Origin of the sequence: Mesorhizobium sp. M0938, assembly GCF_040319125.1 — a bacterium.
In the GTDB taxonomy this organism is placed as follows: Bacteria; Pseudomonadota; Alphaproteobacteria; order Rhizobiales; family Rhizobiaceae; genus Mesorhizobium; species Mesorhizobium robiniae.
This window is the reverse complement of the sequence record NZ_JAMYNS010000007.1, coordinates 299,273-316,826: the sequence shown is the minus strand read 5'-3', so window position 1 is coordinate 316,826 and position 17,554 is coordinate 299,273. Positions and strand designations below refer to the sequence as shown.

17 protein-coding genes are annotated in these 17,554 nt (G+C 64.1%); 8 read left to right on the top strand and 9 right to left on the bottom strand.

All coding sequences use genetic code 11. The features are described 5' to 3' along the window. Window positions 1–9: 9 nt before the first annotated feature. The 9 genes from NKH73_RS15535 to NKH73_RS15495 form a co-directional block, all read right to left on the bottom strand. Window positions 10–759, bottom strand: coding sequence for an SDR family NAD(P)-dependent oxidoreductase (locus NKH73_RS15535; RefSeq protein ID WP_352932966.1), 750 nt, complete (start codon window positions 757–759; stop codon window positions 10–12). Continuing rightward, the gene (locus NKH73_RS15530) at window positions 759–1,439 is read right to left on the bottom strand and encodes an isochorismatase family protein (RefSeq protein WP_352932965.1); all 681 of its coding nucleotides are present in this window, start codon (window positions 1,437–1,439) and stop codon (window positions 759–761) included. The genes NKH73_RS15535 and NKH73_RS15530 overlap by 1 nt, the downstream gene beginning before the upstream one ends. 39 nt (window positions 1,440–1,478) lie before the next feature. Continuing rightward, entirely contained in the window at window positions 1,479–2,942 is a 1,464-nt protein-coding gene (locus NKH73_RS15525; protein ID WP_352932963.1) for an amidohydrolase family protein, read from the bottom strand. A 94-nt stretch (window positions 2,943–3,036) separates the two neighbouring features. Then, window positions 3,037–3,918: a DMT family transporter gene (locus tag NKH73_RS15520; protein WP_352932961.1), complete on the bottom strand. Its 882-nt coding sequence runs from the start codon at window positions 3,916–3,918 to the stop codon at window positions 3,037–3,039. Continuing rightward, the gene (locus NKH73_RS15515; protein WP_352932959.1) at window positions 3,915–5,132 is read right to left on the bottom strand and encodes a pyridoxal phosphate-dependent aminotransferase; all 1,218 of its coding nucleotides are present in this window, start codon (window positions 5,130–5,132) and stop codon (window positions 3,915–3,917) included. The genes NKH73_RS15520 and NKH73_RS15515 overlap by 4 nt, the downstream gene beginning before the upstream one ends. A 7-nt stretch (window positions 5,133–5,139) precedes the next feature. Then, window positions 5,140–6,426, bottom strand: a complete 1,287-nt coding sequence (locus tag NKH73_RS15510) for an alanine racemase (protein ID WP_352932957.1) — start codon at window positions 6,424–6,426, stop codon at window positions 5,140–5,142. 26 nt (window positions 6,427–6,452) lie between these two features. Then, window positions 6,453–6,908 carry a hypothetical protein gene (locus tag NKH73_RS15505; protein ID WP_352932955.1) on the bottom strand — a complete coding sequence of 152 codons (456 nt, stop codon included), beginning with the start codon at window positions 6,906–6,908 and terminating at the stop codon, window positions 6,453–6,455. Between the two features lie 25 nt (window positions 6,909–6,933). After that, window positions 6,934–8,532: a zinc-binding metallopeptidase family protein gene (locus tag NKH73_RS15500; RefSeq protein WP_352932953.1), complete on the bottom strand. Its 1,599-nt coding sequence runs from the start codon at window positions 8,530–8,532 to the stop codon at window positions 6,934–6,936. Window positions 8,533–8,735: 203 nt separating this feature from the next. Continuing rightward, window positions 8,736–9,374, bottom strand: coding sequence for a TetR/AcrR family transcriptional regulator (locus NKH73_RS15495; RefSeq protein ID WP_352932951.1), 639 nt, complete (start codon window positions 9,372–9,374; stop codon window positions 8,736–8,738). 153 nt (window positions 9,375–9,527) lie between these two features. Between NKH73_RS15495 and NKH73_RS15490 the strand changes: the two genes are divergently transcribed. The 8 genes from NKH73_RS15490 to NKH73_RS15455 all read left to right on the top strand — a co-directional run bounded on the left by NKH73_RS15490 (window position 9,528) and on the right by NKH73_RS15455 (window position 17,496). Next, window positions 9,528–10,442, top strand: a complete 915-nt coding sequence (locus NKH73_RS15490) for a polysaccharide deacetylase family protein (RefSeq protein WP_352932949.1) — start codon at window positions 9,528–9,530, stop codon at window positions 10,440–10,442. Between the two features lie 150 nt (window positions 10,443–10,592). After that, window positions 10,593–11,354: an ABC transporter substrate-binding protein gene (locus tag NKH73_RS15485; RefSeq protein ID WP_502894160.1), complete on the top strand. Its 762-nt coding sequence runs from the start codon at window positions 10,593–10,595 to the stop codon at window positions 11,352–11,354. Window positions 11,355–11,393: 39 nt separating this feature from the next. After that, window positions 11,394–12,230 (top strand): amino acid ABC transporter permease, encoded by an 837-nt coding sequence (locus tag NKH73_RS15480; protein WP_352932945.1) that lies wholly within the window; start codon window positions 11,394–11,396, stop codon window positions 12,228–12,230. Next, window positions 12,230–13,027: an amino acid ABC transporter ATP-binding protein gene (locus tag NKH73_RS15475; RefSeq protein WP_287070913.1), complete on the top strand. Its 798-nt coding sequence runs from the start codon at window positions 12,230–12,232 to the stop codon at window positions 13,025–13,027. The genes NKH73_RS15480 and NKH73_RS15475 overlap by 1 nt, the downstream gene beginning before the upstream one ends. 49 nt (window positions 13,028–13,076) lie before the next feature. Then, window positions 13,077–14,309 (top strand): hydantoinase/carbamoylase family amidase, encoded by a 1,233-nt coding sequence (locus NKH73_RS15470; protein WP_352932943.1) that lies wholly within the window; start codon window positions 13,077–13,079, stop codon window positions 14,307–14,309. Beyond that, the gene (locus NKH73_RS15465) at window positions 14,306–15,958 is read left to right on the top strand and encodes a 5-guanidino-2-oxopentanoate decarboxylase (protein WP_352932941.1); all 1,653 of its coding nucleotides are present in this window, start codon (window positions 14,306–14,308) and stop codon (window positions 15,956–15,958) included. Before NKH73_RS15470 ends, NKH73_RS15465 begins: the two co-directional genes overlap by 4 nt. 162 nt (window positions 15,959–16,120) lie before the next feature. After that, the gene (locus tag NKH73_RS15460) at window positions 16,121–16,480 is read left to right on the top strand and encodes a RidA family protein (protein WP_352933034.1); all 360 of its coding nucleotides are present in this window, start codon (window positions 16,121–16,123) and stop codon (window positions 16,478–16,480) included. 113 nt (window positions 16,481–16,593) lie between these two features. Beyond that, window positions 16,594–17,496, top strand: coding sequence for a DMT family transporter (locus NKH73_RS15455; protein ID WP_352932938.1), 903 nt, complete (start codon window positions 16,594–16,596; stop codon window positions 17,494–17,496). Window positions 17,497–17,554 lie beyond the last annotated feature (58 nt).

Genomic DNA, 17,554 nt, shown 5'->3' with positions numbered 1-17,554 from the left:
GACGTACATTCAAAGCCCCCGAAAATGTCCGCCGCTGATGTTGAGCACGCTGCCGCTCATCCAATCGCCGCCCTTGCCGAGGAGATGCAGAACGCCTTCGGCGATTGGCCGGGCGCCGCCAAAGCCAAGCGGATGGGCGCCGAGATAGGCCTGCCTGCCTTCGTCGGAATAGGGTCGGCCGGTATCGCCTGTCGCCCCGGGAGTGATCGCGTTGACCAGTATCCCGTGCGGCTCCAACTGGGAGGAGAGCGATACCGTCAGTCCGATCAGGCCGGCCTTGGCCGTCGCATAGGCGGGAGAAAGCGTCGGCGAGCCGACGCGCGCGGCAAGAGAGCTTATGAATATGATCCGCCCGGCGCGGCTTTCCATCATCGCCGGAATGACCGCTCGCGAACACCACCACGCGCCGTTGAGATCGACCTCGATCACATGGCGCCAATGGGCCTCATCGATCGTCCCCGCCTGCCCGTGCGGCGCATCGAGGCCGGCATTGTTGACCAATGCGTCGATCCGGCCATGCGCGGTAAGCACCTCCTCAGCCAGCCGCGTGGCGCTTGCCGGATCCGTGATGTCGACATGGCTATGGCTGGCCTGTCCTCCGCCCGACCGGATCGCCTCGGCGACGGCAGCCGCTTCGTCGAGCAGGATGTCGGCGACGACGACATGGCCTCCTTGCGCGGCCGCTCGTTCAGCGATGCAGCGGCCGATGCCGCGCGCCGCGCCGGTGACGATGACGGTCTTGCCTTCGAGCCCGCTCATCAGGCCGCCTCGTCCCGCAAGTCGCGCTCGAGGTGGGCCAGGACTTCGGCCAGGGGCAGAACGTCGGCGTAGCGGGCGTTGATGTCGAACAGATTGGCGACATGCGCCGAGGCGCAGCGGTCGCCGACGGCTTCTTCCGGCACAATCGCATGAAAACCGTAATCCAGCGCGCTTTCGCAGGTCGAGCGTATGCAGCCGCTCGTGCTGCAGCCGGTGACGACGACCGTGTCGATCTTCTTCGAAACCAGGATGCTCAGCAGATTGGTGTTGAAGAAGGCGCTGGCGCGTGGCTTTTCGATGAGCGCTTCGTCATCGCGGCGCTCAAGGTCCGCAATCAGCCGGACGCGATCGGAGCCACGTATCATGTTCCGGCTGTGCGGGGTCTTCAGGCGGGTCACCGCCGGCAGGTCGGACTGGCTGGCATCGTAGGCCATCGTGGTGAAGATGACCGGGACATCCTCACGTCGGCGCGCCACGGCGAGCAGGCTGTTGATGGACTGGGTCACGCAGCCAAGGTCGGAGCCGAGCTCTTCATCGGGCCGCGTCCACGCGCCCGCCATGTCGATGACAAGCAGTGCCGTCCGCTCGCCCCAGCCGACGCGACCGGCAAAGCCCGCCTTGCGGTATTGTTCGAGCAACTCGGCGTTGCCCAGACGATGGACCATTTGCGTAGCTTGCATATCGTTTTCTCCAGAGATGCCGTCTTGGCCAGGCGAAGGTCAGGTCCAGCGCAGCGTCGGCGGGGATAGTTCATCAGCTGAGCGGCCAGCCCAGTCGTTTCGCGGGATCGTCGCCATGGCGCGCAGCTGCGCTTCGGCGAGGCTGGCGGCAGCGGCGGCGTGGTCGATGGTGAGCACCCTGCCCTCGCGCACCACCGGCCGGCCATCGACATAGACGTGGCGCACGGCGCGGTCGGACGCGGAAAAGACCAGCGAACGCAACGGATCCCGGCACGGCTGCATGGCAGGAGCGGTGCAATCGACAAGGACGATGTCGGCCTTGCACCCCGGCGACAGGCGGCCAATGTCGTCGCGGCCGAGCGCTTTGGCGCCGCCGACCGTGGAGGCCGCAAAGACGTCGGCAAGGCGCGCTTCCCGCGGATTGCCGGCCGTTAGCCGCGCCGCATAGATGGCAAGCCGCATCTCGTCGAGCATGTTGTGCGGATAGACGTCGGTGCCGATGCCGATATTGACGCCGGCCTCGCGATAGCGCCCGAGATGATTGAGCGAGATGCCGCGGCGCGCGAACACTGTTGGACAATGGGCTACTGTCGCGCCGGCTTCCGCAAGCCGCTCCAGATCGCCGGTCCGCTCCCAATGCGTCCAGGGATGATGGTCGAGGAAGATGCCGTGGCCGATGATGGTGCGGGGACCCAAAACGCCGAGTTCCGACATCCAGCCGATCGGCGTGAGACCGTGGCGCCGCGTGATCTCCTGGAATTCAACGATTGACTGGGCGGCATGCGTCTGGAACGGCAGCGAGCGCCGCTCGGCCTCGGCATAGGCGTCGCGCAACAGGCCTTCGCTACAGGTATCGATCTGCGCTGGAGCGACCATGCCCGTCAGCCGGCCGCTCGGATGCCGTTCAGCCAGGTCGATCTCCTTCAGCGCGCGCTCGAAGGCCAGGCGGCCTGCCGCTTCGTCCCATTCGTACTCGACACGATGGCCATCGCGGGTCAGCCAGCGCCCGGAGCGAAACATCGGCGCCACGCAAACGCGAAGGCCGGATTCCGCGTGAATGTCGAGCCATCCTTCGCTGGGAACCGCCAGATCGCAAAGCGTGGTAACGCCGGAGAGCAGCAGCTCGGAAAGCGCAACGCCGTAACACGCGCGCACGCTGTCGGCGTCGCGGTCGAGCACGGTGAGATATTCGTAGAGCGAGGAGTTGTAAAGTCGCGGACTGCCGACCTCGTCCCACAACCCCTTGTTCAGCGGCTCCTCGCCCGGATGCGAATGGATGTCCACCAGGCCTGGCATGACGAGATAGCGGCTGCCGTCGATGGTCTCGGCAGCGGGTCCATCGTAGTTCGGCCCGACATGCAGGATGCCGTCCCGCGAGAACGCAATGTCGACGTCGCGCATATAGACGTGGCACCCGGCCTCCTGGTCCCAGCCGACCACGGCGCGCGCCTGTTTGACATGCGTGACGCTTGCTCCTTCGGACGGCGATCGGTCGGTGGTCATCGAAGCTCCCATTGTTCTTTATGTAGAACGATATTCTTATTACGGGACACTGTGTTGCGTCGAACCTTTCCTGTCAAGATGATTCTTGGCTGGCTTAAGTCTTTTCGGCAGCGGGCGCGGCGACCGCGCGGGGTAAGGCGAGGACGCCGCTGAGAGCTATCGCGCCTGTCCCAGCAAGCATCAGGGCGTCGGGAAATTCACCGAGCAGAACTGCTCCGGCGATCAGGGCAAAAGGGATGGCGCTGTAGCGATAGGGTGCGATCGCCGACAGCGGCGCCGAGCGCACCGCCACGATCATCAGCAGGTTTCCCGCGGCGACCAGCGCCCCCAGCATGCCGATCAGCACCGCGCTCTCCAGATCGACCGCATGCCAGGTTTCGCCCGATAGCTGCGGGATGGAGATGACGGGAATGGCAAGGGTGGCGCAGGTGGCGACGACGAGCGACGGAACGCGCTGTGCGCTGCCACGCGTTATCACGTCGCGTGAAGTCAGGAGCACGATAGCGGCGATGCCGAAGAGAAGGTGCATGCCGAAGCCCTCCGCCGAGGGGCGGGTGATCATGACGACGCCTAGCAGCCCGATGGCCAATGCCAGGCTCTGGCGGCGCGTCATCACGTCCCCGAACATCAGAACTCCGGCGACACTGGTCAGAATAGGCACGAGCTGAATCAGGGCGGTGATCGTTGCGACCGGCATGCCGACCAAAGCCATTACAAACATCACGCCTGCCATCGCATCGCATAAGGCGCGCAGCAGCACGGCTGGGCGAAGCGCCATCCAAAGCTGCCGGCCAATACCCAGTGCCAAGCCGAGGGCGAGCAATATTGCGCCGCCGACGCAGCCGCGCAGCAGCATGACCTGGGCGGGGCCCAGCCGCTCCGCCAGGATCTTGATCGTCGCATCGTTGGCGGCGAACAGAGCCATGGCAAGACAGACCGTCACGATGCCGCGGGTCTGCGCCCCAGCGCGGATCATGACGGTGACCTGATCGCCATCCAGTCGGTGAAGCGGCCGCAGGCCGCATGCAAGTCGTTGGGATCGCGCGCGAAGCAAAGACGGAAAAAGCCCTCGCCGCCCAAACCGAAAGCGGAGCCGGGGGCCAGACCGACGTCGGCCTCGCGGATTAGCGCGCTGGCGAAACCGGTGGAATCGCTCACGCCGTCGACGCGGAAGAACAGATAGAAAGCTCCGGGCGGCGCAAAGTCTATGCCCGGCACTCGCGCCAACGCACCGGTGACGATGTCACGGCCAGCACGCGCCCTTTCCATCAGCGCGGCGAGCGAGGCCTCGCCCTGGTTCAGCGCCAGTGCTGCGGCGCGCTGCATGAAGACGGCCACGCCGGAGGTGGCGTATTGGATCAGGTTTTCGACGGCAGGCCCGAGCGCTTCGGGCGCTTCGATCCAGCCGATCCGCCAGCCGGTCATCGCCCAGTTCTTGGAAAAGGTGTTGACGAACAGCACGCGATCGTCGGCAGCGACAACGCTGTGCAGCGACGGCGTCGACCGCCGCGCCGTGTCATAGGTGAAGCGCGAATAGACCTCGTCCGCTATAATCCACAGGCCGTGGCGCCGGCAGAGATCGAGGATCGCGCTCAGTTCGGCCTCGCTCGCCGTCCAGCCGGTCGGATTGGAAGGCGAGTTGAGGAACAGTGCCCGCGTGCGCGGCCCGATCGACCGTTCAATGTCGTCGAGGTCCATGTGCCAACCGGTCGAGGCGAAATGCAGCGGCACCTGGCGCGCCACCACGCCCGCCACGCCGACGGCGGCGGCGAAATTCGGCCAGGCCGGGGTCGGCACGATCACCTCGTCGCCTGCTCCCCCCGTGAGACGGATTGCGATCTGAATGGCCTGCATGCCGGATCCGGTCGCGAAGAACCGTTCGGCGCGGAATGGCGCGCCGAAGAGCCCGCCATAGAGCCTGTCGTGATAGGCGGCGAGCGCGCCGCGAAGCTCGGCCAGCCCCGCCTGCGGCATATAGAAAGTCTCGCCACGGGCGAGCGCGGCGGCGGCGGCTTCGCACAGGAAGGCCGGCGTCGGCTGGTCGCCTTCGCCGACCCAGAGCGGAATGATGCCGCTGCGACCGAAGCCATGGCGCATCACTTCGGCGATGCCGCTTGCCGGTGCCGCTGCCGCTTCAGCGCTCAGCCGCGCGCGCCAGTCGGCGGAGGAAAGTCCTGGGATGGACGCCATTTGCCTGCTATCCGAAGTAAGTGGGGTGGACCGCGCTCACCCGCCCGTCCGGACCAACGCCCCAGACGAGACGCCAGCGGTCGATGCAGGTGCAGGGGTGAGAAATTCCGAGCGAGACGATGTCGCCGACAGCAAGTTCGGTCCCTTGCGGCAGTGACATGAAACCGTGCTGGTCGTTGAGCCTGTCGATCGTGCAGCCGGCGAGCGCCGCCGCGGCGAGCCTGCCATCGCGGTGAAGTTGCAACGGCACCGGCATGCCCTGGTCAATGGGAGCGTCCCTCATGCCGAAACCGAGGATCGCCAGGCCGGGTTCGGGTCGCGAAAGCACTTCCGCCCAGAGCTTCAAGGCGGGACGGAAAGAGCCCGAGGGGCCGTCAGGGTGTCGGCCCGTCATGGCGGCCATAGCGCGGGCGTAGATACCGTGATCGTGAAAGAACAGGGCACCGCTTCTGAGGACGAGCCGCGCCGGCGAGAGATCGGCAATCACAGGTGCGAGACGATGCATCACCAGATCGAAATAGGCCGAGCCGCCCGCCGTTACGATCAGGGAGCGGGCTCGATCCATTCGGGCCCGGGCATGGATTGCGGCATCGGCCAATCGATCGAGGAGCTCCGCAATCGAAGCCTCGACGGCCGGCGCGTCGAAACCCGGCAGTGCAGCAGCCCCTTCATAGGCAGCTACTCCTTCGAGATAGAAATCTCCCGCCTCGGAGGCCTCGACGTCCAGCACGGCGTCGATCAGGACCTGCGCGGCCGGTCGCGAACGCACGCCGCCGCGGCCAGTGCCGATCTCGACGGCGATGCCAAGACGGGGAAGATCGGTGCGGCCGCGCCAGGCATCGGCCAGCGCCGCCAGACCTTCCGCCGAATCGACGAAGACCGTCAGCTCGGCCTTGGGATAAAGGGCCAGGAGGGTTGCGAGACGCAGTGCCGCGCCACGGCCACCGATCTGATTGGCCAACATCACGCGCGTAATGCCGTGCGAGAGCAGCACCGCCGCCTGCCTCGCATCGGCGACCGTCATGCCGTCGGCCCCCGCAGCCAGCAGGCGCCGTGCAAGCGACGGCGCCATCGATGTCTTCAGGTGCGGAAAGACACCGAGGCCATGGTTTACGGCAAAGCCGAAAAAAGCCTTGGCGTTGGCGTCGAATACCGCCTCGTCGAGCGTGAGCAGCGGCAGGCTCATCTGTCCCTCTGCCGGATCGAGACGCAGCGACACCAGCTCGGCCGCGGTGCCATCTTGCATAGCCGCGGGCATGCCGCGCAGATGGCCGCCAAGCCTCACGCTGGTCATCGATCTGTCCTTCGGCCAGAGGGCGATCATTGATGGTCGTAAGGATTTCCGCGCGTCACGAAAGGAGCGATGACGACCTTGCCGGAAGCATCGACCGAATAGCCGCGCACGCCCGCATAGGCGACGCCATTGTCGTCCAGAAGCTTCTGGGCTTCCGCTTCCTTTCCGGCGGGCACATAGAGGAAGAAAATCCGCGTGCCGTAATCGGGCAGTTCGTCGCCTGCCGCCGATGCAGCCTTCCAGAACTTGACCTTGGCGGGGTCGAGAACCTCCTCGACGTCGCCGATCTCGCGTGTCTTTCCGTTGGCGTCGATGATGACGATGTCGGGAAAATACTCGCCGCCTTCAGCCGGCACCGACCGCTGGCGTGCCGGCGCATTGGTCAGCGTGATGTAGTCGGCAGGCCAGGTCTTTTGGCCTGGAAACGGGAAGCGGTTGTTCGCGACGAACTGTACGACGTCGTCATGGCTGGGCACGGGCATCTGCTACTCCTGTCGTTGAAAGATATCAGAGGATCGACCATTCGCGCCCGCGGGGCGTATCCACCCATTCGGGCCAGTTATAGCCGGTCGGCGCCTGGAAGTCGGGCGGCAGCAGCGGCGCAACCCACTTGGAGCCGCCAATTCCGCCGCCGGTGCGCTCGCGGAACTCGGTTTGCGCGCGCCGGAGGATGGATGGATCCGTCATCAGGTCGAGGATCGTCGTCGAAATCACCTGCGCCGCCTTGCTCCACATCGGATCGATGCAATCCGGATCGCCATTCATCGCGTGGCGCAGCCACTCGGGATAGCGAGTGCCGGAGACCGGCGCCTTCAGCGTCGGCCGCGCCACGTAAAGGCGCACCGTCGGCGCATGCCAGGTGTAGTCGACATAGTCGTCGGCCGCATAGTTGAGCTGCCACGCCGGAAGCTGGTTGCGGAAGGCGGCCTCGGCTTCGGCGGGCGGCGTGAGGCGCGTCATGTTGTCGATGAACGGCTCCGGCATCGCTTCATGGCCGAGATGCCGCTGGCCTTCCCGAGCGAACTCCTTGGCCTTCTCGCTCCACTGCGGCGCGCCCACGCGTTCGAAGTTGCGAAACGTCGCCTCGGCCAGCGCATGGTTGGGCAATCCAGCACGTGTCTTGGTGATCCAGGCCGAGCTTACCGAGCAATGGGTCATGGCCGCCACATGCGCCGCATTGCGATCGAGCACAGCGAAGGCGGCCGCGCACATTTCGAGTGCCGGCGCACGCATCGAATACTGGATCTGCGAATAGGCCGGAGCGAGATTGTCGGCGGCGGCTTGTCCCGCGACAGGGATGAATTCATTCAACGTCCAGGTGCCGGCGTGCGGCAGCATGGATTCCTTCATCAGCTTGGAATTGGTGTACATCAGGCAGACGGCGTCGATGGCGCCAGGGGCCCGCGCGGTGGCGTGCGCATGCGCGACGCTGCCGCCATGGCCCTCATTCTGCCAGGTCTCCGGCGCCTCGCATTCGAAGGTGTAGATCTTGCTCCAATAGGGCGCGCTGGTCGTGTCCCAGAAGACGCCGTTGGTCAGGGCGTTGAAAGAGTGCGGGTGGAACGAGATCGCGGCATCGAGCCCGTCATAATAGCCGTGCGCCGCATGGACCGGCTTGGAGCCGCACATCTTCTCCGCCGGCTCGCCAAAGAATACGAGGGTGCCGGCGACGTCATGCGCTTCCATCGCATGCTTGGCGGCAAGGAAGCCGGCAAAGGAACCCATGCCGAGGGCCGAGTGCGGATCAGTGTGTCCCGCGGCGTGCTTTGTCGTGCCTTGGCGCGGCGCGCGGTAGGGCGCCGCCACCTGGGACTGGCCCGGCACTGCATCATACTCCGCATAGCCCGCCACCACAGGCCCGCGCCCCTCGCCCGCCGTATTCGTCCACCGCGCGCAGAAGGCGGTGGGCATTCCGGCCGAGCCCTGCTCCACGTCGAAGCCTTCTGCTCGCAGCCGGTCGACATACCATTGCGACGACCGGTACTCCCGCCACGAAGGTTCGTGGAAAGACCAAATCGTCTGGTGATCGCGCGACAGCGCCGCATGGGAAGATGCAAGAAAGGCGAGCGCCGATTTCTGGGGATTGGAGAGAGCTTCGACAGACATTGTGCACCGTGTTCAGCGCCGCGCTGATGCCGCGCGGCATAGCATTCCCCGACGCCGGAAGCGGGGGCATCGGGCGCTAGGCAAAACCGTCTTTTCAAGGGCGTAGGCCGAGTGGGGCTCGAACCTGACAAATCGAAACTATGCCAAGAACCGGCGTCTCGCAATAGAAATTTTGGAGTTGGGTCTAAAAATGGAGCTCACTGCTAATTTGTTGCCTGGGTCGAGGACGTTGTGACACCCGACAGGACGAGCCGCAAATGCGGCAGACCGATTTCCCGCATGGTTTCCACCTGCATCGCCGGCGACGTGACAAGCTTGGCGAGCGCGGCATTGCCGATCCCGATCAGGATGTCGCACAGCACCGAAATATCCACATCGGCGCGAATCCGTCCCTTCCTCTGATAGTCCGCGAGGATCGCCGAATATTGCCGTCGTATGATGAGGTCGAGCCGACGCGCCGTGCGGTGCGCAACGCCATCCGTGTCCACAAATTGCGCTGACATCACAACCCGCCAGCATTCCGGCGTCAGATGACGCACGGCCTGATCCGCCAGCAGCTTCTCGAACTCTATGATGCCATCCATCGGGTCGTCAGGCATGTTGGCGATGAATTCGCGTCGCTCGGGCACCGCCGCCCGGATGTGGCGCAGCGCAATTTCCATCAGCAGGTTCGGCTTGTTCTTGAAATAATTGTAGACGGTGGCCGAGGCGACGGAAGCCAGTTCGGCTATTTCCTCGATCTTGGTTTCTTCATAGCCCTGGTCGCGGAAAAGCGCGTCGGCCGCATCGAGCACCTGCTCGGTGCGTTTGATCTTGTGCTTTTCCCAAAGACCCTTTGCCATCTGCCGCCCTCCGTGAATCAAATCGGTCCATCCTTAAACCACGTTCCATGGGCAATTATCTACCCTCAACTCAAATAATAGAGTTGACACTAAATTTACAGTGGGCAATATCAAGGACGCCTAAACAACGTTTTCCAACCCGCAAAGGCACCCATGGTCAAGCTGATCGACAACCCACCCGCATGGCCGAACGGAGCGCGCTGCGCCGTCTGCTTCGCCTTCGATTTCGATGCCGAAAGCCTGCTGCACCTCTACTATCCGGAGGATTCGCGCCGTCGCATCACCCTCTCGTCCACCTTGCGCTACGGTGCCAACGTCGCCGTGCCCCGATTGGTCCGGATATGGCAGCATTTCGGTATTCGCCAGACCGTGTATGTGCCGGGATGGTGCATCGAGACCTATCCGCGCGCCGTGGAGGCGCTGGTCGAGGCCGGACACGAGATCGGCCATCACGGTTGGCTGCATGAACGCGTCAACAGCCTGACGCCGTCCGACGAAGCCAAGGTCCTGCGGGCAGGCATCAAGGCAATCGAAGCCGTGACCGGCAAGCGGCCGGCCGGCTATCGCTGCCCCTCAGGCGCGTTTTCGCCGGATACTCTCGAATTGCTGCTGGACGAAGGCTTTGCCTACGACGCTTCGCTTTCGGGCGACGACGTGCCCTACCTGATCGAGAGCGACCGCGGCGCCATGATCGAATTGCCGTCGGACCATGCGTTGGACGACTGGCCGCAATATATGAGCAGCCGTGACTTCAACCATTTGTTGCCGATCCAGTCTCCCGAACAGGCAATGAAAGTTTTTCGCGCCGAGTTCGATGCCGCCTGGGAAAATGGCGGCCTCTGGTCGTCGGTCTGGCATCCTTTCGTGTCGGGCCGCCCGGCGCGAGCGCAGGCCATGGTGGACCTGCTGGAATACATGATTGCGAAGGGCGGCGTCTGGTTCGCCACCATGGAAGAGATAGCGGCCCATAGCCGCGGCCTCATCGACCGGGGCGACTGGTCGCCCCGCCGCGAGCGCCTGCCGTTTTGGGAAAAGCCCGTGCCGCAGATCGCGCGTCCCGTCTTGTGACGCACGAAACTGTCCGCCGGTGCGGGTGCCGGCGCAACAGAGAGACAAGCCTCCCGCATCGTTCAGAAAAAAGGGGAACCTATGCTGAAACATTTAATCGGACTCTCCGTCGCCATGCTGCTCTCGACGGCGGCAGGCTGGGCGCAGTAACTGCCGGAACGCATCACCCAGGCCGGCGTCATCAAAGTCGGCATCGAGCGGGATCATCCGCCGATGGAATTCATCGATCCGGCATCGGGCGAGCTGGTCGGTTTTGACGTCGATCTGATAAACGCCATCGCCAAGGAGCTTGGCGTGAAGCTCGAATATGTCCATTCCCGCTTTGAGGGACTGACGCCCAACCTGCAGTCGAAGCGGATCGACCTGATCATCAGCGGCATGTACGACACGCCTGCGAGACGCGAAAACTTCGATTTCGTTGACTATCTCAGCGCCGGCGCCGTGTTCTTCACACTGGACAAGAATACCGATATCCAGAAGCCCCTTGACCTGTGCGGCAAAGTGGTGACGGCAAACCGCGGAACCTCGTATCCAGGCTCGGTCGAGAAATGGAGCACCGAGAACTGCATCCCTGCCGGCCTGCCGGCAATCCAGGTGATCACCGACACGGATATGGCGTCGGAATTCCTGTATCTCAATCAGGGACGGGCCGTTGGGTCGGTCCAGGGAACCGAGGCAATCCCGACGGTTCTGGCCAGCAAGGAAGGCCCCTTTCGCACGCTCAGCGGACCCTTTACCAATGTGAAGCTGGGCATCGGTTTTCGCAAGGAAGATCCGGAATTGCGCGATGCGGTGTTGGCGGCTGCCGAAAAAGTGTTCACCGGCGGCAAATATGCCGAGCTGATCGCGAAATGGAACCTGGGTGCCAGCGCCATCGAAAAGCCCTCGCTGAACGCAGGGGCGGCGCCGTAAGGCGCCTCCATCCCCGTGGTGCCAGGAAAGGGGCTTGCCTTGGAGAGTGTTGACATATCCGCGCTTCCGCACGCGCGACCCCATCACTACGGACGCTGGTTCGGAGCGACGCTACTTGTCGTCGCTCTGGGCTACATCGTATGGGCTTTCGCGGTCGGCAACATTGATTGGGCCACCGTCGGCGGCTACATCTTCCATCCGCGCGTGCTGCATGGCGTGGCGATGACCATCGTGCTGTCGGTGATTTCCATGGTGCTCGGTGTCCTGATCGGCACGGCTACGGCAATCGGGCGCACGTCGCACAACCCGGTCATTTCCATGACCGCGGCCTTCTACACATGGCTGTTTCGAGGAGCACCGATCCTGCTGCAGCTTCTCATCTGGTATAATCTCGCGTTGATTTTCCCCGTGATCGGAATCCCCGGCCTCTGGCACGCCCCGACGGTGACGGTGATGACACCGTTCGTCGCGGCGCTGATCGCCTTCAGCCTGCATGAAGGCGCCTACACGTCGGAAGTGATCCGTTCGGGTCTGCTGTCGATAGATGCCGGCCAGCACGAAGCGGCAAAATCCATCGGCATGGGCTACGGGTTGACGTTTCGCCGCATCGTGCTCCCGCAGGCGCTGCGCGTGGTCATACCGCCGCTCGGCAACGAATTCATCGGCCTCCTGAAAATGAGCGCCCTGGCCAGCGTGGTGGGTTTCCTGGAGCTGGCCGGCACGGCGCAGGACATCTACTACGTGAATACCAAGATCATGGAGATGCTGTTCGTCGCCACGATCTGGTATCTGGTGATCGTCTCCTTCTTCTCGATGCTGCAGATGTGGATCGAACGGCGCGTGTCGCGGGGCTTCGTCAACGGAGGCAAACACTGATGGGCGTCGGCGAGCAACTTCCAATCGTGCGCGCGCGAGGCGTCGGCAAGCGATTTCAATCCTTCCATGCCCTCAGCGACGTGAACATGGACGTCATGCCCGGCGAGGTCGTCTGCATCGTCGGCCCGTCGGGCTCGGGAAAGACGACATTCCTGCGCTGCATCAACCAGCTCGAGCGCATCGACGCAGGCTGCCTCTATCTCGACAACGAGTTGGTCGGCTACCGCGTGGAGGCCGGGGTCGTCCACAGGCTGAGCGAGCGAGAGATCGCCCGCCAGCGCCGCGCCACGGGCATGGTGTTCCAGCGTTTCAATCTGTTCCCCCACATGACCGCGCTGGAAAACGTGATCGAAGGGCCGGTGCAGGTCCTGGGCCATCCCAGGGCCCAGGCCATCGCCGAGGCCGAAGCTCTCCTGTCGCGGGTCGGCCTGGCGGCAAAGGCCGGGAGCTATCCCGCGCAGCTTTCCGGAGGGCAGCAGCAGCGTGTGGCGATTGCCCGCGCGCTTGCGATGAATCCGAAGCTGATGCTCTTCGACGAGCCGACTTCGGCGCTCGATGCGGAACTGGTCGGCGAAGTGCTGGCGGTCATGCGCAACCTGGCGAGCAGCGGGATGACGATGGTGATCGTCACTCACGAGCTGAACTTCGCCCGCGAGGTCGCCGACAAGCTGATCTTCATGGTCGAAGGCAAGGTCGTCGAAACCGGTACGCCGCGGCAAGTCCTGGACAATCCGGCGGAGCCCCGCACCCGCGCCTTCCTGTCCGCCGTGCTGTCGGGCAAGGCCGAGGCCGCGTGAGCGACGAACCCGGAACGGCATCCGAAGCAGGTCCAAGAACAGGTATCCAATGAAGCTGGAGATAAATCCCCAACGTCTCCTGGCGGAACTGCGGCAACTCGCGACGTTCGGCACTTATCGCACCGGCGTCCATCGCCCGACATTCTCGCCACAGGACATGGCAGCCCGTCGCTGGATCATGGGCCGAATGACGGCTGCCGGCCTCGATCCGCGGATCGACGGCATCGGAAACATTCTGGGCATGGCGCCGGGGCAGCGCCGCAGACTGCTGGTCGGTTCGCATTCGGATTCCCAGAACCACGCCGGCTGGCTCGATGGTGCAATGGGCGTAGTCTATGCACTCGAAATCGCGCGCGCGGTTGCCGAAAGCGGCCGATCCGATATTGTGGTGGAACCGGTGGACTGGGCCGACGAAGAAGCGCATTTCGCAAGTTTCCTCGGCAGCCGGTCGGCAATTGGAGAGGTTTCGGAGGAGGAGATCGATACCGCCCGCTGCGCTACGACCGGAAAGCCGCTGCGCCAGGCACTGACGGACGCTGGCCTCGCCGGACGCGAGCGGCTCAGGATCGAACCGGGGAGATATCTCGGCTATCTGGAAGCGCATATCGAGCAAGGCGACTATCTCGACGCTCACGGTCTCGCCCTTGGCGTCGTCACCACCATCGTTGGCATATGGCAGTATCGGCTCACCTTCCGCGGCCAGCGCAACCATGCGGGGACGACGCGGATGGCGGTCCGCAAGGATGCCGGCGCGGCCCTGGTGGCGCTGATCCACCGCATAGAGGAACGCTTCCGCGCGCTGGCCGGCGAGCGCACTGTGTGGACGGTCGGCAACATCCGGCTCGAGCCCGGCCAGGTAAGCATCATTCCCGATCTCGCCGAGATGATGCTGCAATTGCGCGACGCCGATCCGGAGGTGCTTCGGCGCATGGATGTGGCGCTGCGCGACCTCGTGGACGAAACCAACGCCGCGGGCCCGTGCTCGGCCGATATGGAATTGGTGAGCCGCTCGGCTCCGCATGCCATGAGCACCGCATTCAAGGAGGCTCTGGAAAGCGCGGCCGACGAGGTTGCGCCGGGCCGCGCCATCCGGATGCCCAGCGGCGCCGGCCATGACGCCCAGATCCTCGCGCAGGTCATGCCAGCCGGCATGCTGTTCGTGCCTTCCATCGGTGGGATCAGCCATCACTGGGACGAGAACACCCGGGACGAGGATCTCGTGCTCGGATGCCGCGCGCTTGCAGGCGCCTGCGCCAGGCTTTTGACGAAAGCAGCATTATGACAAGTTTCGCGACCTGGATCGTGCAAATGCTTGCCGCCAACGGCGTGGACACCGTGTTCGGAATTCCAGGCGTGCATACGGTAGAGCTTTATCGAGGTCTCGCCGGGAGCAGCATACGACACGTGACCGCCCGACACGAGCAAGGCGCGGGCTTCATGGCCGACGGCTATGCGCGAGTAAGCGGGCGCCCCGGCGTCTGCTTCATCATCACCGGCCCCGGGCTGACCAACATCGCCACGGCCATGGGGCAGGCCTATGGCGATTCCATCCCGATGCTGGTGATCTCGACGGTAAACCCGGCTGGATCGATGGGGTCGGGCGCAGGCCATCTACATGAATTGCCGGATCAGCGGCAGCTCATGACGCAAGTTTCCGCGTTCAGCCACACCGTACTGACCATCGACGAATTCCCCACTGTGCTGGCCCGTGCCTTCGCGATATTTGCATCGGCTCGCCCGCGGCCGGTTCATATAGAGATCCCGGTCGACCTGCTGCCGGTCGACGCCTCGCGCCTCGGCCCGGCGCGCACACTGCCTGTACCGGATCGCCCGGCGGCCGCCGAGTCCGCTCTGGCGGCGGCAGCGAAGGAGTGCGCGCGGGCGTCGCGGCCATTGATCATTGCAGGCGGCGGCGCGACGGCAGCCGCCGATGCCATCTTGGCGTTGGCGGAGCGTCTCGATGCGCCCGTGCTGATGACGACCAACGCGCGCGGGATCCTGGCTCAGGATCATCCGCTGGCGCTGCCGATCTGGCCGGGAGGTGACGCCGGCGCATCGGTGATGGCCGCGGCCGATCTGATCCTCGCCATCGGGACCGAGCTCGGGCCGACCGATTTCGAGGATCGCCTCGCCGATCACCGTGAGCTGACCGGTCGTCTTGTGCGTTGCGACATCGATCCCGAACAGACAATGCGCGGACGCTTGCCCGACCTTGCGGTGGTTGCCGACGCTCGCGATTTTACCCAGCGCCTGGCGGAACGCATCGAGGGGCGGAAAGCCGGAGACGGCGCGCTTCGAACGGCAAAGGCACGGGCGGCCGTGAGCAACAGCCTGCTGCGAAAGCAGCGCGCTTGCCTCAATTTGCTGGACCTGTTGCGCGATAGCGCGACCAATGCGGTGATTGTGGGAGACTCCACCCAGCCGGCCTATGCGGGCTGCCTCGCCTTCGGTGCATCCGCTCCATCGCAATTCTTTTCCTCCGCAACCGGCTATGGCACGCTGGGCTATGCTCTTCCGGCCGCCATCGGCGCGCGGCTCGGTCGACAGACGGACGGACCGGTGTTTGCGCTGGTGGGCGATGGCGGCGTCCAGTTTTCACTCGCGGAAATGGGGACGGCCGTCGAGGCTCAAGCCGACATCGTCATGGTCCTCTGGAACAACCGGGGTTACGGAGAGATCAAATCCTACATGGAAGGCGCGGCAATCACGCCGCTCGGCGTGGATATCCACACGCCCGACTTCCGTTTGCTCGCCAAGGGTTACGGTTGGGGGCATATGACAGCCGATGATCCCGCGGCGATGGCGGCAGCTGTGACGGCCGCCCTCGCCTCACGCCGGCCGACAGTGATCGAGATCGATGAAGCAACCTACGTTGCGGCATTCGACTGCCCCAGGCGCCAGATCGACGAAACCGCACAGGCAAGCGGTTGACAGCAGAAGACCGTTTGGGCATCTTCCCTTACAAGAATACCGTTCTTTATAAAGAACTTTACTGCTTCGTTGCCCGACCCGCGCAGCGCCATCCAGATTTCGCGCAACACCGGACTTAGGGCTCCAATTTGAATGCCCCTGAAACCTGCTCCTGGAGTGAAGATGACCATCGAAAGACGCCACAGCAATCAGCGAATGAGTCAAATCGTCGAGTTTCCGCTCTCGGGGAGAATGGTGGCCCTGGCCGGACAGGTTTCGTCGAATCCCGATCTCGATCTGGCCGGCCAAACCAGCAATATCCTCGACAGGATCGATGCCTTGCTGAGCGAGGCGGGAACGGACAAATCCGCCATAACTCACGCCTATGTCTGGCTTGCCCACGTCACGGATTTCGACGCCATGAATGCAGTGTGGGATGCCTGGGTAGCGCCGGGCCACGCGCCTGCCCGGGCGTGCGTGGAGGCTCGGCTGGCCGATCCGCGGTTGCGCATCGAGATCCAAGTCTTCGCCGTAAAATCCTGATTCGACGCGCGGCACCGGCCTGGCCCCGAATTCGCTGTCTTTAGCGCCTGGGCGGGTGCGCGGCGGTCGGATAGGCACGGTCGTTCCCTGCCGTTCAAGAGAATGCCCAGAAAATGTCCGAGCGCCTCATCGCCAGATCCTCCGCTCCGCTTCTGGCGGCCGCCGGCATTTCCCTCACCGCATTTTTTCTGATGACCGTGCAGGACGCTCTGGCAAAGGACGTGGTCAGCCGCGTCCCGGGATGGACCATCCTCTTGGTGCGCAGCCTGACGGTCGTCGCGGCAATCATGATCTTCAGCCGCCGAAGCGCCACTTCCGGCGTCCTGCGAAGCCACAGCAAGGCCGAACTCACCTTGCGAAGCATGATCATCCTCGCCGCATGGCTCTGCTTCTACCTCGCTGCCGAGACGCTCGCCTTTGGGCAGCTCATCACCCTCTACTTTGTCGCGCCGGTCTTCGTGGCGCTGATGTCGGGACCGTTCCTGCGCGAGCCGCTCGCTCCGGCGCAGTGGCTGCCGGTCGGCCTCGGCCTGGCGGGCGTAATGATCGCCAGCGATGTGCCGACGCTGAACGTCACGATCCCCGTTCTGCTGGCGCTTGCGGCCGCGATGCTTTGGAGCGTTTCCCTTGTCATGCTGAGACGCATGGCCGCGAAGGACAGCCCGTTGGTACAGGTGTTCTACACCAATCTCATATTCGCCGCCGCGACCATGCCGATCCTCGCTTGGCTGCCTTACCCGGCCGATGCAAGGGATACATATCTCATGATCCTCTCGGGCGTCCTTGGCGGACTGGGCCAATATGCGCTCTATTCCGCGGCAAAACGCGCGCCCGCGCACCTCGTGGCGACCCTGGAATATACGGCGCTGGTTTTCGCCTTCCTGGTTGGCTTCGTCGCATTCTCGGAAGTCCCATCGGTCTCCGTGATCCTCGGCGCGGCCATCATCCTCGTCTCGGGCGTGCTGATGGTCACGCTCGAGCGCCGGCGAGAGGATCTGCCTGTCGTGAAACTGTGAGCGGCGCCGGCACAGCGAGGTCAGGAGCGACGTCGGCGCTGCCATGGACGAGCAATGC